At 72.8% G+C, this 13,911-nt stretch carries 12 protein-coding genes; all 12 read right to left on the bottom strand.

The window, feature by feature from the left end; genetic code table 11:
- Positions 1-28: 28 nt before the first annotated feature.
- Positions 29-1,411: an aspartate aminotransferase family protein gene (locus tag ACIBAI_RS17930; protein WP_399035275.1), complete on the bottom strand. Its 1,383-nt coding sequence runs from the start codon at positions 1,409-1,411 to the stop codon at positions 29-31.
- Positions 1,412-3,334 (bottom strand): 1-deoxy-D-xylulose-5-phosphate synthase, encoded by a 1,923-nt coding sequence (gene dxs, locus ACIBAI_RS17925; protein WP_399035273.1) that lies wholly within the window; start codon positions 3,332-3,334, stop codon positions 1,412-1,414.
- An 88-nt stretch (positions 3,335-3,422) separates the two neighbouring features.
- Positions 3,423-4,445 (bottom strand): adenosyl-hopene transferase HpnH, encoded by a 1,023-nt coding sequence (gene hpnH / locus ACIBAI_RS17920; RefSeq protein WP_399035271.1) that lies wholly within the window; start codon positions 4,443-4,445, stop codon positions 3,423-3,425.
- Between the two features lie 5 nt (positions 4,446-4,450).
- The gene (locus ACIBAI_RS17915; protein ID WP_399035269.1) at positions 4,451-5,092 is read right to left on the bottom strand and encodes a 1-hydroxy-2-methyl-2-butenyl 4-diphosphate reductase; all 642 of its coding nucleotides are present in this window, start codon (positions 5,090-5,092) and stop codon (positions 4,451-4,453) included.
- Positions 5,092-7,146: a squalene--hopene cyclase gene (gene shc, locus ACIBAI_RS17910; protein ID WP_399035267.1), complete on the bottom strand. Its 2,055-nt coding sequence runs from the start codon at positions 7,144-7,146 to the stop codon at positions 5,092-5,094. The genes ACIBAI_RS17915 and shc overlap by 1 nt, the downstream gene beginning before the upstream one ends.
- A 119-nt stretch (positions 7,147-7,265) precedes the next feature.
- Positions 7,266-8,396, bottom strand: coding sequence for a polyprenyl synthetase family protein (locus tag ACIBAI_RS17905; RefSeq protein WP_399035265.1), 1,131 nt, complete (start codon positions 8,394-8,396; stop codon positions 7,266-7,268).
- Positions 8,393-9,820, bottom strand: coding sequence for a hydroxysqualene dehydroxylase HpnE (gene hpnE / locus ACIBAI_RS17900; RefSeq protein WP_399035263.1), 1,428 nt, complete (start codon positions 9,818-9,820; stop codon positions 8,393-8,395). The genes ACIBAI_RS17905 and hpnE overlap by 4 nt, the downstream gene beginning before the upstream one ends.
- The gene (locus ACIBAI_RS17895; RefSeq protein ID WP_399035261.1) at positions 9,817-9,957 is read right to left on the bottom strand and encodes a DUF6380 family protein; all 141 of its coding nucleotides are present in this window, start codon (positions 9,955-9,957) and stop codon (positions 9,817-9,819) included. The genes hpnE and ACIBAI_RS17895 overlap by 4 nt, the downstream gene beginning before the upstream one ends.
- On the bottom strand, positions 9,957-10,907 hold the full coding sequence (gene hpnD, locus ACIBAI_RS17890; RefSeq protein ID WP_399035259.1) for a presqualene diphosphate synthase HpnD: 951 nt from the start codon (positions 10,905-10,907) through the stop codon (positions 9,957-9,959). The genes ACIBAI_RS17895 and hpnD overlap by 1 nt, the downstream gene beginning before the upstream one ends.
- The gene (gene hpnC / locus ACIBAI_RS17885) at positions 10,904-11,836 is read right to left on the bottom strand and encodes a squalene synthase HpnC (protein WP_399035257.1); all 933 of its coding nucleotides are present in this window, start codon (positions 11,834-11,836) and stop codon (positions 10,904-10,906) included. Before hpnC ends, hpnD begins: the two co-directional genes overlap by 4 nt.
- Positions 11,837-12,163: 327 nt before the next feature.
- The gene (locus tag ACIBAI_RS17880; protein WP_399035255.1) at positions 12,164-12,958 is read right to left on the bottom strand and encodes an ABC transporter ATP-binding protein; all 795 of its coding nucleotides are present in this window, start codon (positions 12,956-12,958) and stop codon (positions 12,164-12,166) included.
- Positions 12,951-13,880, bottom strand: a complete 930-nt coding sequence (locus ACIBAI_RS17875) for an ABC transporter permease (RefSeq protein ID WP_399035252.1) — start codon at positions 13,878-13,880, stop codon at positions 12,951-12,953. The genes ACIBAI_RS17880 and ACIBAI_RS17875 overlap by 8 nt, the downstream gene beginning before the upstream one ends.
- Between the last annotated feature and the right edge of the window lie 31 nt (positions 13,881-13,911).

Below are 13,911 nucleotides of genomic sequence, written 5' to 3'. Positions count from 1 at the left end.
TTCCTTGCCTCAGAGGCAAAAACCGCAGTCACCGGTGGGCCATCGCCTGCCTGACCAGGGTCTTGCCGAAGTCCCACATCAGGCCGCCGCCGTGGGCGTCGTCCATCACCTCGGTGAAGGCGTCCACGAACCGGTCCACCTCCCGCTCGCCGATGATCAGCGGCGGGATCAGCTTGATCACTTCCAGGTGGTCCCCGGAGACCTGGGTGAGAATCCGGTGCCGGTGCAGCAGCGGGGCGACCACCATCTGCGCGAACAGCCCCTTGCGCGCCGCCTGCAGCACGGCCCAGCGACCGCGCAGCTTCAGCGACCGGGGGCGGCCGAACTCGATGCCGATCATCAGGCCCCGGCCGCGGACCTCGGCGAGCAGTTCGTACTTGTCGGTCAGCGCCTGGAGCCGGGACTTCAGCAGCTCGCCGGTGGCGGCGGCGTTCGCGACGATCCGCTCGTTCTCCAGGACCGACAGCACGGCGAGCCCGGCCGCCATGGCCTGCGCGTTGGCCCCGAAACTGGCCGAGTGGACCAGCACCCGGTCCATCGACGAGTAGACCTTCTGGAAGATCCAGTCCCTGCCGAGGGTGGCGCCCACCGGCACGTAGCCGCCGGAGAGCGCCTTGGCCACGCACACCAGGTCCGGTTCGACGCCTTCCTCGTGCTGGTAGGCGTAGAAGCGGCCGGTGCGGCCCAGCCCCGTCTGCACCTCGTCGGCGATCAGCAGCGCCTTGTGCCGGTGCAGCAGCTCCTGGGCGGCGCGCAGATAGCCGGGCGGGGCCTCGTGCACGCCCTTGCCCTGGATCGGCTCGACGATCAGGGCGGCGACGTCGCCCCGCTCCAGTTCCCGGGCCAGGGCGTCGAGATCGCCGAGCGGGACGGGGGTGTCGGGCAGCAGCGGGGCGAAGCCGTCGCGGAAGCCGGACTCGCCGTTGACGGACAGGGAACCGGCGGTCAGCCCGTGGAAGGCGTGGTCGCAGTACAGGACGCGGGGCCGGCCGGTCGCGTACCGGGCGAACTTCAGCGCGCTCTCGACGGCCTCCGTGCCGCTGTTGCCGAAGAACACCCGCTCCAGGTGCGGGCTGTACGACAGCAGCCGCTCCGCCAGCAGCCCGGGCAGCGGCGGGCAGTCGAAGCGGGTGAGGTCGGCGAGGGAGGCGTCGAGGACGTCGTGCAGCGCCTTGCGGACGACGGGGTGGTGGCGGCCCAGGCCCATCACCCCGAACCCGGCGAGCATGTCCAGGTAGTCCTCGCCGTCCGCGTCCCAGAAGTAGGCGCCCTCGGCGCGCTCGTAGACCTTGTCGAAGCCGATGGTGCGCAGCATGCGCGGGAGCTGGTGGTTCAGGTGCCGGGCGTGCAGCTCGTAGCGCTCGGCTCCGCGCTCGGCCAGGAGGGCGCCGAGGTCGAACTCCGTGGTCATTCAGGTCTCTCCTTGCACTGGCGGGACGGCCCGGACGCCTTCCGGCCGCTGTTCCCCGGCGGCCAGGCTCGCGCCGATCCGCCCGGCGATCTCGACGGGGGTGAGGCCGATGTCGGCGAGCACCTCGGCACGCTTGGCGTGCGCGAGGAACCGCTCCGGGACCCCGAACCGCCGCACGGGCACGTCGACGTCGGCGTCGCCCAGCGCCAGCGCCACGGCGGAGCCGACCCCGGCGGCCCGGCTGTTGTCCTCGACGACGGCCACCAGCCGGTGCCCGGCGGCGAGGCCGGGCAGCGCGGGGTCGACGGGCTTGACCCAGCGCGGGTCGACGACGGTGCAGCCGATACCGCGCGCCTCCAGCAGCTCGGCGGCCTGCAGGCACACCGGCGCCATCACGCCGACGGCGACCAGGAGGACCTGCGGGTCCTCGGTCCGGCGGTGCAGGACGTCCAGGCCGCCCACCCGGTCGACGGCCTCGATCGCCGGGCCGGCGGACTCCTTCGGGAAGCGCAGCAGCGTCGGCGCGTCGTCGACGGCGACCGCCTCGCGCAGCTGGGCGCGCAGCTGGTCGGCGTCGCGCGGCGCGGCGATTCTCAGGCCGGGGACGACCTGGAGGACCGACATGTCCCACACGCCGTTGTGGGAGGGGCCGTCGGTGCCGGTGACACCGGCCCGGTCCAGGACGAAGGTGACGCCGCAGCGGTGCAGCGCCACGTCCATCAGGAGCTGGTCGAAGGCCCGGTTGAGGAAGGTGGCGTAGACGGCGACGACCGGGTGCAGTCCGCCGGTGGCCAGGCCGGCCGCGGACACGGCGGCGTGCTGCTCGGCGATGCCGACGTCCCAGACCCGGTCGGGGAACCGCTCCGCGAACTTCCCGAGCCCGACCGGGTGCAGCATGGCGGCCGTGATCGCCACGACGTCGTCGCGCTCCTCGCCGATCCGCACGATCTCGTCGCCGAAGACGGACGTCCACGACGGCGCGTCCGCGGGGGCGAGCGGCTCGCAGGTGAGCGGGTCCATCACGCCGACGGTGTGGAAGCGGTCCTCCTCGTGGGCGAGGGCCGGCCCGCAGCCGCGGCCCTTCTCCGTCAGGCAGTGGACGAGGACGGGGCCGTGGAAGCGCTTGGCGCGCCGCAGCGCCGACTCGACCGCCCCGATGTCGTGCCCGTCGACCGGTCCGAGGTACTTCAGCCCCAGGTCCTCGAACAGGCCCTGCGGGGCGAAGGCGTCCTTGAGGCCCTTCTTCGCGCCGTGCAGGGCCTCGTAGAGGGTGCCGCCGACGACCGGGGTGCGCAGCAGGGCGTCCTTGCCCCAGGCCAGCGCCTTCTCGTAGCCGTCGGTCGTGCGCAGCGCCGCGAGGTGGTCGGCGAGGCCGCCTATGGTCGGGGCGTAGGAGCGCTCGTTGTCGTTGACGACGATGATCAGCGGCCGGTCCCTGGCGGCGGCGATGTTGTTCAGCGCCTCCCAGGCCATGCCGCCGGTGAGCGCCCCGTCCCCGACCACCGCGACGACGTGTCCCTCCCCGCCCTGCACCTGGCGGGCCCTGGCGAGGCCGTCGGCCCAGCCGAGCGCGGTGGAGGCGTGGCTGTTCTCGACGACGTCGTGCTCGGACTCCTCACGCGACGGGTAGCCGGACAGCCCGCCCTTGCCGCGCAGCTTGGAGAAGTCCTGGCGTCCCGTCACCAGCTTGTGCACATAGCTCTGGTGACCGGTGTCCCAGAGGATGCGGTCGGCCGGCGACTCGAAGACCCGGTGCAGGGCGACGGTCAGCTCCACCACTCCCAGGTTGGGCCCGAGGTGTCCGCCGGTCCTGGCGACCGCGCGCACCAGGAACTCCCTGATCTCCCGGGACAGTTCACCGAGTTCCGCCTCGGACAGCGCCTTCAGGTCGCGTGGTCCGCGGATGTTCTCCAGAAGCGACACGCTCGGGCCCCCTCTCGGTCGGTGTCTCGCTCCGGCTCACCGTCACGGCCGGCTTCCCCGCGGCGGTGGGGCGCCGGCGGCCACGACGTCAGCCCCGGTTCCCGGAGACCGTCTCGCGCAGGGCGCGCAGGGACTCCTTCAGGGATCCCGTGGTGGCCAGGACGGCGGTCGGCTCGTAGCCGCAGTGCGCCATGCAGTTGGCGCAGCGCGGGTCCTTGCCGCGGCCGTACTTGTCCCAGTCGGTCTCCTCGATCAGCTCCCGGTACGTCGGCACGTATCCGTCGCTCATCAGGTAGCAGGGCCGCTGCCAGCCGAAGAGCGAGTAGTTCGGGATCGCCCAGGCCGTGCACGGGAAGTCGACCTTGCCTTCGAGGAAGTCCAGGAACAGCGGGGAGTGGTTGAGCCGCCAGCGGCGCCGGTTGCCACCGGCGAACGCCTTCCTGAACAGCTCGCGGGTCTGCTCCACCCCCAGGAAGTGCTCCTGGTCGGGGGCCTTCTCGTAGGCGTAGGCGGGCGAGATCATCATCTCGTCGACCTCGAGTTCGTCGTTGAGGTAGTTCAGGACCTCGACGACGGTCTGGGGGGTGTCGGTGTTGAAGAAGGTGGAGTTGGTGGTGACCCGGAAGCCGCGCCGTTTGGCCTCCTTGATCGCCGCCACGGCCTCGTCGAAGACGCCCTCCTTCGCGACGGACTCGTCGTGCCGTTCGCGCAGCCCGTCGATGTGCACGGCGAAGGCGAAGTAGGGGGACGGCGTGAACTTGTCCATCTTCTTGCGCAGCAGTACGGCGTTGGTGCACAGGAAGACGTACTTCCGCTTGGCCGTCAGCTGGCGCACGATCTCGTCGATCTGAGGGTGCATCAGCGGCTCGCCGCCGGCGATCGACACCATCGGCGCGCCGGACTCCAGCACCGCGCCCACGGCCTGCGCGACCGGCATCCGCTGCTTGAGCACGCCCGCCGGATGCTGGATCTTGCCGCAGCCCTCGCACTTGAGGTTGCAGGCGAAGAGCGGCTCCAGCTCGACGATGAGCGGAAACTTGTCCCGCCTGCGGAGCTTCTGTTCGGCCAGGTATGTAGCGACCTTGATGGACTGGCGCAGCGGCATGGCCATCTGGCTCACCTCCGGGGGAGCGGCAAAGAACGGTGCCATTCGAGATAGGCGGGAAGCACGGAACGAAGGACACGGAAGGCCGATATTCCACCGCGCACCGTGCCGATCCGGACGAGTTCGTGTTCTGGGGCGTCCACGACCACCCGGACGGCCGCAACCGGGCGCTCGCCCGCCCGTACGGCGCTCAGGAGCGTGGCCGCGGACTCCATGTCGACCGCGACGGCGCCGGTCGCGCGCAGCTTCGGCCGTTCGTGACCGCGGACGACGTGACCGGACCCGGTGAGCGGCCCGGTGTGGACGGTGCGCCCGGGCACGGCGCGCCCGAGCTCCTCGACGAGCAGTGCGGTCCCGGTGCACGGGACGGTGCCGCGCGGATCGCGGGTCTCGTCGGCGACGACCAGGTCGCCGGGGTGCATACCGGGGACGAGGCCCGCGCAGAAGCCGGTGGCCAGCACGGCGGCGCCGCCGAGCGCCGGGCCGGCGAGGGCCCGGGTGACGGAGCGCTCGGCCGCCCGGGGACCCATGCCCGTCCGCAGGACGGTGACCGGCCCGCCGGTCCCGCCGCGACCGCCCGTGCGCAGGGCGAGCCGCTCGATGCCGAGCGCGCAGGCGATCAGCAGCGGGGCCGCGGCGGGCTGGGCGCTCATCAGCCCTCCCCGGCCCCGGCGAGGGGTTTTCCGGCGGAGGACGGCTGGGCGAGCTGTCCCCCGGCGGGGGGCTGCCGGTCGAGGGGCTCTCCGTTGACGTACCGGCCCAGGGCGGTGAGCGGGAAGACCTGCCGGTAGAGGTGGTAGTTGATGGAGAAGTCCCAGGGGAAGCCGGTGCCGGTGAAGTACGGCTCGTCCCAGGAGCCGTCCTCCCGCTGGGTGGCGGCCAGCCACGCGACGCCGCGCTCGACGACCCCCGACTCCCGCTCCCCCGCCGCCAGCAGCGCCATCAGCGCCCACGCGGTCTGCGAGGCGGTCGAGGCGCCCCGGCCGCTCCATCCTCTGGCGTCCTGGTAGGAGCGCAGGTCCTCGCCCCAGCCGCCGTCGTCGTTCTGGACGGACTCCAGCCAGGCCACCGCGCGGCGGATCGCCGGGTGCGCGCCGGGCAGCCCGGCCGCGACCAGGGCGGGCACCACGGATCCGGTGCCGTAGAGGTAGTTGACGCCCCAGCGACCGAACCACGAGCCGTCCGGCTCCTGTTCGGAGAGCAGCCACTGGACGCCGCGCCGGGTGCGCGGGTCGTGGGCGAGTCCCTCGTAGGCCAGCATCTCCACGACGTGCGCGGTGACGTCCGCCGACGGCGGGTCGATGACCTCGCCGAAGTCGCAGAAGGGCAGCCGGTTGGGGAAGGGGCTGGTGTTGTCGACGTCGAAGGCGCCCCAGGCGCCGTTCCTGGACTGCATGCCGAGGTTCCAGCGCACCCCGCGCCCGATCGCCCTCTCGACCCGCTCCGGGTCGTGGTGCCTGACCCGGCGCAGCGCGAGGATCACCTCGGCGGTGTCGTCGATGTCGGGGTAGTTGTCGTTGTGGAACTCGAACGCCCAGCCGCCGGGCGGCAGCCCGGGCCGTCGTACGGACCAGTCGCCGGGCCGCACGACCTGCTCGCCGAGCATCCAGTCCGCGGCCTTCACCAGCTGCGGGTGGTCCGCGGGCAGCCCGGCGTCGGCCAGCGCGATGGTCGCCAGGCAGGTGTCCCACACCGGGGACTGGCAGGCCTCGATCATCCGGGCGCCGTCCTCGCGCCGGACGGCGAACCGGTCCAGTGACTGCAGTCCCGCGCGCATCACGGGGTGCTGAAGGTCGTAGCCGAGCAGGTACAGTGCGATGATCGAGTACACGGCCGGGGGCTGGATGCCGCCCCAGCAGCCGTCGTTCTCCTGTCGTTCGATGATCCAGCGGGCGGCGGTGTTCATCGCGGCCCGGCGCAGCCGGCGCGGGGCGATCCTGTGGTAGGCGTGCAGCGCCCGGTCGAGGCGCTGGAAGGCGCCGTCCCAGCTCGCCGCCGGGGCGAGGGGTCGCGGAGGGGCGGGGCGGGCCGGGTCGGTGTGCAGTTCGTCGAGCGGGAAGGGCGCGGGCCGCACCGGCCGTTTGGCCGAGACGATGGTCAGCGGGACGATGGTCTGGCGGGCCCAGCAGCCGAAGTCGTAGATGTTGAGCGGGATCCACGTGGGGAAGTAGATGAGCTCGGGCGGGAGTTCGGGCAGGTCCTCCCACTTCCACCAGCCGAACAGGGCGAGCCAGATCCGGGTGAAGACGCGGGTGGCGGCGATGCCGCCCTGCTCGCGGACCCAGGCGGCGGCCTTCGCCATGTGCGGCGCGTCCGGCGCGTCGCCGGCCAGGCGCAGGGCGACGTAGGCCTCGACGGTGGTGGAGAGCTCGCCGGGGCCGCCGTAGAAAGTGGCCCAGGTGCCGTCCTCGCGCTGCTCGCCCCGGATGAACAGGGCGGCGGCCCGCGCGGTCTCCTCGTCGAGGATGCCGAGGAACTGCCGCAGCAGCAGGTCCTCGGCGTCCATCGTGACGTTCGTCTCGAGGTCGCCCTTCCACCAGCCCTCGGCGTCCTGCCGGGCCAGCAGGAAGTCGGTCGCGCGCCGGACGGCGCGTACGGCGGCGTCGTGCGCCCCGGCCGCCACGGGGGTGTCGGTGTCCGTTTCGCTGGCCGCGGCTGCGCGGGGCGGCAGGGTGGCCCCGGTGCTTCCGTCGGTCGTCGCTGTCATGGCTTCCCCTTCGTGCAGTCCTGCAAGTCGTGCGTCTGCTGTGGGTCCGCCGTCGGCCGGTGTCCTTCTCCCCGTGGCACCGGCCGGCGACTACGCGAGGGTTATTCGGCCGATAGTGATCATCTCTTTCGTACGACGACGAAGTCGGCGAGCGCCCTGAACCGCGCCCGTACGCGGTCGGGCATGTCGACGGCGTCGAGGGCTTCGATGGCGATGGCGTGCTGGCGGCGTGCCTCCTCCGCCGTCCACTCCCGGCCGCCCGCCTCCTCGATGAGGGCGGCGCGGGCCGCGAACTCCTCCTCGGAGAAGGTCGCGAAGTCGCTGCTCTTGGCGTCGGCGGCGAGGATCTCGCCGAGCCGCCGGGAGGCGGGGCCGCCCTCGGCGAGCGCGGCCACCACCGGCAGGGACTTCTTGCGCTGGCGCAGATCGCTCCAGGTCTGTTTGCCGGTGGCCTCCGGGTCGCCCCAGATGCCGAGCAGGTCGTCGACGGCCTGGAAGGCCAGGCCCAGGTGGTAGCCGTACTTCTCCAGCGCGTCGGCGGTGCTCTCGTCCGCGCCGCCGAGCACCGCGCCGATGGAGCTGGCGCAGGCCAGCAGGGCGCCGGTCTTGTTGCCCTCCATCTCCAGGCACTCCTCGACGCTGACGCGGTCGCGGTGCTCGTAGGAGATGTCCTGGGCCTGACCGTCGATCAGGGCCCGGCTCGCGGTGGTGAGGCGGCGGGCGGCGCGGCCCGCCGCGACGGTGCCGAGTTCCAGCAGCACCTCGTTGGCCAGGGCGAACAGGGCGTCGCCGACCAGGATGGCCTGGGCGGGGCCGTGCACCTTCCAGACGGTGTCGCGGTGCCGGCGCTGCTCGTCGCCGTCCATCAGGTCGTCGTGCAGCAGCGAGAAGTTGTGGACCAGCTCGACGGCGACGGCCCCGGGCACACCCGTCTCGGGCGCGGCGCCGGTGACCTCCGCGGAGAGCACGGCGAGCGCGGGGCGCACGGCCTTGCCGCCGTCGCCGTCCGCGGGGTTGCCCTCGGCGTCGATCCACCCGAAGTGGTAGGCCGCCACGGTGTCCATGGGCGGCGCCAGGCGGTCGACGGCCGCCCGCAGCACCGGCGTGGCCAGGGTCCGGCCGCGTTCCAGCAGTGCGGTCACGTCCACCGCGTCGGCAGCCTTCGAGGCCGGGGGCACAGTGGGCACAGTCTCTCCTCTTGTTGCGGTACCGAAGGTGCGGGAGCCCGTGCCACGCGGATCGGTTCTCATGCCGCCTCCTCGAAGAAGCCGGGGAGGCGATCGCGGGACCGGCCGAGCGCGCCGAGCGCGGCGCCCGCCGCACCGACACCGCTGCGGACCGCACTCTCCATGGTCGCGGGCCACCCGGTGGCGGTCCACGCTCCGGCCAGGTACAGGCCGGGTGCCTTGGTGCGGGCGCCGGGCCTGAACCGTCCGACGCCGGGTGCGGGAGCGAACGTCGCCGCGCGCTCCCGGGTCACGAAGAAGTCCAGCACCGCGGCGTCGCGCGTACGGGGCAGCAGCCGCCGCAGTTCGGGCAGGTACCGCGCGCGCAGCGCGGCCACGGGTTCGTCGATCTCGTCCTGCGCGGCCGACTGGGACAGCGCGAGGTACTGGCCGTCCGTCAGCCCGGAGGCCTCGGTCCGGTCGAACACCCACTGCACCGGGGTGCCCAGGGCCGCCAGGAAGGGCCGGGCGAGCACCTTGCGGTCGTAGACCACGTGCACGTTGAGGATGGGGGCGGTGCCGATCCGCAGCAGCCGCTCGGGGGCGTCGAGCGCGCCCGCGGGCAGCAGGTCGTGCGCCTCGCGCTGCGGTACGGCCAGCACGACCGCGTCCGCCCGGAGCGTCTCGCCGGGCACCCGGACGCTCCAGCCCCCGCCGCCGTCGGAGGAGACGGCGGTGACGCGGGTACGGAGCTCGGTGCGCACGCCCGCGGAGTCGAGCGCCTTGCGGGCCAGCCGGTCGTGCAGGTCGCCCAGCGGGACGCGCGCCCAGCCGATGTCGGCCGCGCCCGGGTCGGACAGCAGACCGGTCTTGAACACCATCGCGGCCAGCCCCAGGGAGGTCTCGTCCGCGACCGCGTTGAGGGTGGCGACCCCGACCAGGTCCCACAGGGCCTCGACGGCACGCGCCGACTGGCCGTGCGCGGCCAGCCAGCTGCCGAAGTCCCGCGCGTCCAGCGCCGGATCGGCGGGATCGAGCCCCTTGAGGGCGAGCGCGGCCCGGCCGACCCTGGCGCGGTCGGCGAGCGACAGGTGCGGATAGGCGGCGAGGCTGCGCCCCAGGTGCAGGGGGACGGGCAGCGCGTCGCGCCGCAGCCTGCCGAGCCGCCGCCCCTCGGGCCTGGCCACGTCGACCACGGGCACGTCGAGACGGTCCTGCAGCGGAGCGAGCGCCGCGCCCTCGATGCGGTCGAGGAACCAGCGGTAGGCGGTACAGCAGCGCAGGTAGACGTGCTGGCCGTTGTCGACGGTCAGGTCGCCGCGCCGGAAGGAGAAGGCGAGTCCGCCCAGGCGCGGCCGGCCCTCCAGCAGGGTGACGCGCACCCCGGCGTCGGCGAGCGCGAGCGCGGCGGTGATGCCGGCGAGCCCGCCGCCGACCACGACCGCGTGCCGGCCGGAGCGGGCCGGGACCTCCGTGAGCGGTCCCCCGGACCGCGTGCCGTGGGTCATGGCGCGCCCTCCCCTGTGCGACGGCCGTGCGGGTGCGGCGCCGCCCGGCGGGCCGTCGTGGTCGGGGACGCCGCGCGCCGCCGAAGGGTTGCCCGCCGTTTCGCGCCGGGGGCGTCGGCACGGACCGGTGTATCCATCAGGCGCGCCTCCTGACGGTCCGCCGGGTGACGTGCCGGGCGTCCAGCCCGGACAGGCCGCGCACGGCGACGTAGGCCTTCTCGTGCCCGGGCAGGGAGACCCGGCCGCGCAGCACGGCCTCCGGGTCCCGCTCGATGCGGTCGAGCAGGCGGCGGTAGATGCCGGCCATGGCGGCGACACAGGCGCCGCTGCGCCGGTCGAGCAGGGGGAGCAGCCGGTAGCCCTCGGCGAAGAGGGCACGGGCCCGACGCACCTCGAAGTGCACCAGGCCCGCGAAGTCGGAGCCCTGCGGCGGGGTCGGTCCGGCGAATCCGGCCGAGCAGCCGAACTTGGCGAGGTCGTCGGCGGGCAGATAGGTGCGCCCGCCCTCGGCGTCCTCGCGGACGTCCCGGAGGATGTTGGTGAGCTGGAGCGCGAGCCCGAGCGTGTCGGCGTACTCCGGTGCGCGCTCGGCGCCGCGCGCTCCCGGTTCGGTGCCGAACACGCCGAGCGAGAGCCGCCCGATGGCGCCCGCCACGCAGCGGCAGTACACCTTCAGGTCGTCCCAGGTCTCGTAGGTCTCGCCGCGGACGTCCATCAGCACGCCGTCGATGAGCTCGTCCAGGCCGCCGAGCGGGATCGGGAAGTGCGCGGCGGCGTGGGCGAGGGCGACCGCGACCGGGTCGGTGTCGTCCTCGCCGACCGCGCCCTCGCGGATCCGGGTGAGCAGCGCCCGGGTCTGCTCCAGCCGGGCGACCTTGACGTCGGCGCCGAGCGTGCCGTCGCCGATGTCGTCGACCCGGCGCGAGAACGCGTACAGCGCCGACATCGCGCGGCGCTTGGGCGCGGGCAGCAGGCGGATGCCGTAGGCGAAGTTACGGGCCTGCTGCCCGGTGACGGTCTCGCAGTAGCCGTAGGCGGCGAGCACCGGTGCGGACATGTGCGGCGCAGACTCCACGGTCCGGATCACCCCTCTCCTCGCAGAGTCACGCCCACCTCGCGCAGCAACCGGAGCTTTCCGGGCTTGGGCGGGCCGGGAAGTACGTCGTAGCCGGCGGCGGCGATCTCTTCGACGGCCGCCCGTCCCCCCGCGACGAAGCCCGCGAGCAGCAGCCGCAGTCTGCCGTGCACGCTACCCAGCAGGGGGATGCCTTCATCCAGCAGCTCGCGGGCGCGTTGCGCCTCGTACGCGACCAGGGCGCGCACCGATGCGCCGGCGCTCGCCGCGGCGAGGTCCGTCTCGCGGACGTGGAAGCGCCGCATGTCCTCGGCGGGCAGGTAGACGCGGTCGCGGGCCAGGTCCTCGGCGACGTCCTGGAGGTGCTCGACGATCTGCAGGGCCGTGCAGACCGCGTCCGAGCGGCGGATCCGTTCGGGTGTCGAGGTGCCGGTGACGGCGAGGACCAGACGGCCGACCGGGTTGGCGGACAGCGCACAGTAGGACAGCAGGTCGTCGTAGGTCTCGTACCGCTTGACCAGCTGGTCCTGACGATTGGCGGCGATCAGGTCGAGGAACGGCCCCGGGGTCAGCGCGCGGCGGCGGACGGTCGGCCGCAGGCGGCGCAGCAGCGGGTGGCGCGGCTCCCCGTCGAAGACCCGGCGCAGGTCGGCCTCGAAGGCGTCCAGCAGCACCAGCGGGTCCCCGGCCCGCTCGGGCGGGACGCCGAGGAGGCGGGCGTCGGCCCCGCCGGGGGCCAGGTCGCCGTCGCCGATGTCGTCGACGAGGCGGGCGAAGCCGTAGACGGCCATCAGGTCGTCGCGCCAGGCCCTGGGCAGGAAGAACGGGGCCACGGGGAAGTTCTCGCCCGCGGCCTTGCCGAGCGTGGCGCGCTCCGGATCCACGGGGCGCGCCGTACCGGTTCCCGTCACCGCCGGCTGTCCCGGGCGGGGACGGCACATGCTGTGCGGAGCCGGGGAGTTTCCGTAGCCATCGCCGTCACATCTCCCGTTCTACACTGCCGACCCAATACGCACTATTTCGGACACGCCGCCCGGCCCTCCGTGCGGCCGCCCTGAGCAGGGTGCCGGGCAGTATCTCCCCGCTTGCCGCGTTTCGGGACCGGTACAGCTTACGTTGTACAACCCATCGGGGTCCGCCAGGGTGTCCCGCGCATCACGACAACACACCGATCGGCCCCAAGATTCCTCAAGCGCACCGGAGTTGACGCTCCTTCGCGGAGGCGGGCCCCGCCGGGAGCGTTCCGGCGGGGCCCGTCGCGGGGCGGGTCACTTCCCCGTGAACTTCTCGTACTCCTTGAGGACCTCGTCGGTCGGGCCGTCCATGCGCAGTTCGCCGCGCTCCAGCCACAGGACGCGGTTGCAGGTGTCGCGGATCGACTTGTTGTTGTGGCTGACCAGGAACACCGTGCCGGCCTCCTTGCGCAGCTCCCGGATGCGCTCCTCGGAGCGCTTCTGGAACTTGCGGTCACCGGTGGCCAGCGCCTCGTCGATCATCAGGACGTCGTGGTCCTTGGCAGCGGCGATGGAGAAGCGCAGGCGGGCCGCCATGCCGGAGGAGTAGGTGCGCATCGGCAGGGTGATGAAGTCGCCCTTCTCGTTGATGCCGGAGAAGTCGACGATCCCCTGGTAGCGGGCCTTGATCTCCTCGCGGGACATGCCCATGGCGAGCCCGCCCAATATGACGTTGCGCTCGCCGGTCAGGTCGTTCATCAGAGCCGCGTTGACGCCGAGCAGCGAGGGCTGGCCGTCGGTGTAGACCTTGCCCTTCTCGGCGGGCAGCAGACCGGCGATGGCGCGCAGCAGGGTCGACTTGCCGGAGCCGTTGGAGCCGATCAGCCCGATCGCCTCGCCGCGGTAGGCGACGAAGGAGACCCCGCGCACGGCGTGCACCTTGCGCACACCCCGCTCCTCGCCGCGCCTCAGTATCCGGCTCAGGGCGGCGGTGGCACTTCCCTTGCCGGTCCTGGCGCCGTTGACCCGGTAGACGATGTGCAGGTCGTCCGCGATGACGGTGGGGACGCGCTCCCCGCGGTCCCGCTCCCCCTGGTTCCGCTCAGCCACGTCCGTACCTCTCCTCGGCCTTCCAGAAGTACACGAAGCCGCCCACGGCGACGAGCACCGCCCAGCCGAGGGCGACCGCCCACACGTGCGGCGGCAGGTTCTGCGAGCCGTATCCGTCGATCAGCGCGAAGCGCATGAGGTCCATGTAGAGGGCGGCCGGGTTCCACTGCAGGACGTCGGCGATCCAGGCCGGCTTGTCCTGAAGCATGATCGGGATGGAGAACATGACGCCGGAGGCGTACATCCAGGTCCGCATCACGAACGGCATCAGCTGGGCGAGGTCGGGGGTCTTCGCGCCCATCCGCGCCACCACCAGGGCGAGGCCGGTGTTGAAGAGGAACTGCAGGACGAGCACCGGGACGATCAGCAGCCAGGACGGGTCCGGGTAGCTGCCGAAGGCCAGCGCGACCGCGAACAGCACGATCATCGAGAACAGCAGCTGCTGGAGCTGCTGCAGCGCGAACGAGATCGGCAGGGAGGCGCGCGGGAAGTGCAGCGCGCGCACCAGGCCCAGGTTGCCGGAGATCGCGCGCACGCCCGCCATCACCGAGGACTGCGTGAAGGTGAAGACGAAGACGCCCGTCACCAGGAACGGGATGTACACGTCCCTCGGCATGCCCCGGCCCGCGTTCAGGATCAGGCCGAAGATCAGGTAGTAGACGAGCGCGTTCAGCAGCGGGGTGGCCACCTGCCACAGCTGGCCGAGCTTGGCCTGGCTGTACTGGGCGGTCAGTTTCGCCTGGGAGAAGGCGAGGATGAAGTGGCGCCGTCCCCAGAGCTGACGGACGTACTCGACCAGGGAGGGGCGGGCGCCGCTCACGGTCAGCCCGTACTTGGCGGCGAGCTGCGCCGCCGTGAGGCCCTCGTCGGGCGACGGCGGCGTGGTCACCGCGACCGAGCCGTCGTGCGTTGTCTCACTCACTAGTGGAAACTTTCGTCTTCGGATGCGCAGC

The organism is Streptomyces sp. NPDC051041, assembly GCF_044456065.1.
In the GTDB taxonomy this organism is placed as follows: domain Bacteria; phylum Actinomycetota; class Actinomycetes; order Streptomycetales; family Streptomycetaceae; genus Streptomyces; species Streptomyces glaucus.
Note: the sequence above shows the minus strand (reverse complement) of the source record. Positions and strands in the feature narration are given on the sequence as shown.

Bases quoted from the DNA above. Each gene is read 5' to 3' on its own strand.
- ACIBAI_RS17905 (WP_399035265.1), bottom strand. From the start codon at position 8,396: ATGAGAACCGATCCGCGTGGCACGGGCTCCCGCACCTTCGGTACCGCA.
- ACIBAI_RS17895 (WP_399035261.1), bottom strand. From the start codon at position 9,957: ATGGATACACCGGTCCGTGCCGACGCCCCCGGCGCGAAACGGCGGGCA.
- hpnE (WP_399035263.1), bottom strand. From the start codon at position 9,820: ATGACCCACGGCACGCGGTCCGGGGGACCGCTCACGGAGGTCCCGGCC.
- hpnC (WP_399035257.1), bottom strand. From the start codon at position 11,836: ATGTGCCGTCCCCGCCCGGGACAGCCGGCGGTGACGGGAACCGGTACG.
- hpnH (WP_399035271.1), bottom strand. From the start codon at position 4,445: ATGGCCATGCCGCTGCGCCAGTCCATCAAGGTCGCTACATACCTGGCC.
- shc (WP_399035267.1), bottom strand. From the start codon at position 7,146: ATGACAGCGACGACCGACGGAAGCACCGGGGCCACCCTGCCGCCCCGC.
- ACIBAI_RS17930 (WP_399035275.1), bottom strand. From the start codon at position 1,411: ATGACCACGGAGTTCGACCTCGGCGCCCTCCTGGCCGAGCGCGGAGCC.
- ACIBAI_RS17915 (WP_399035269.1), bottom strand. From the start codon at position 5,092: ATGAGCGCCCAGCCCGCCGCGGCCCCGCTGCTGATCGCCTGCGCGCTC.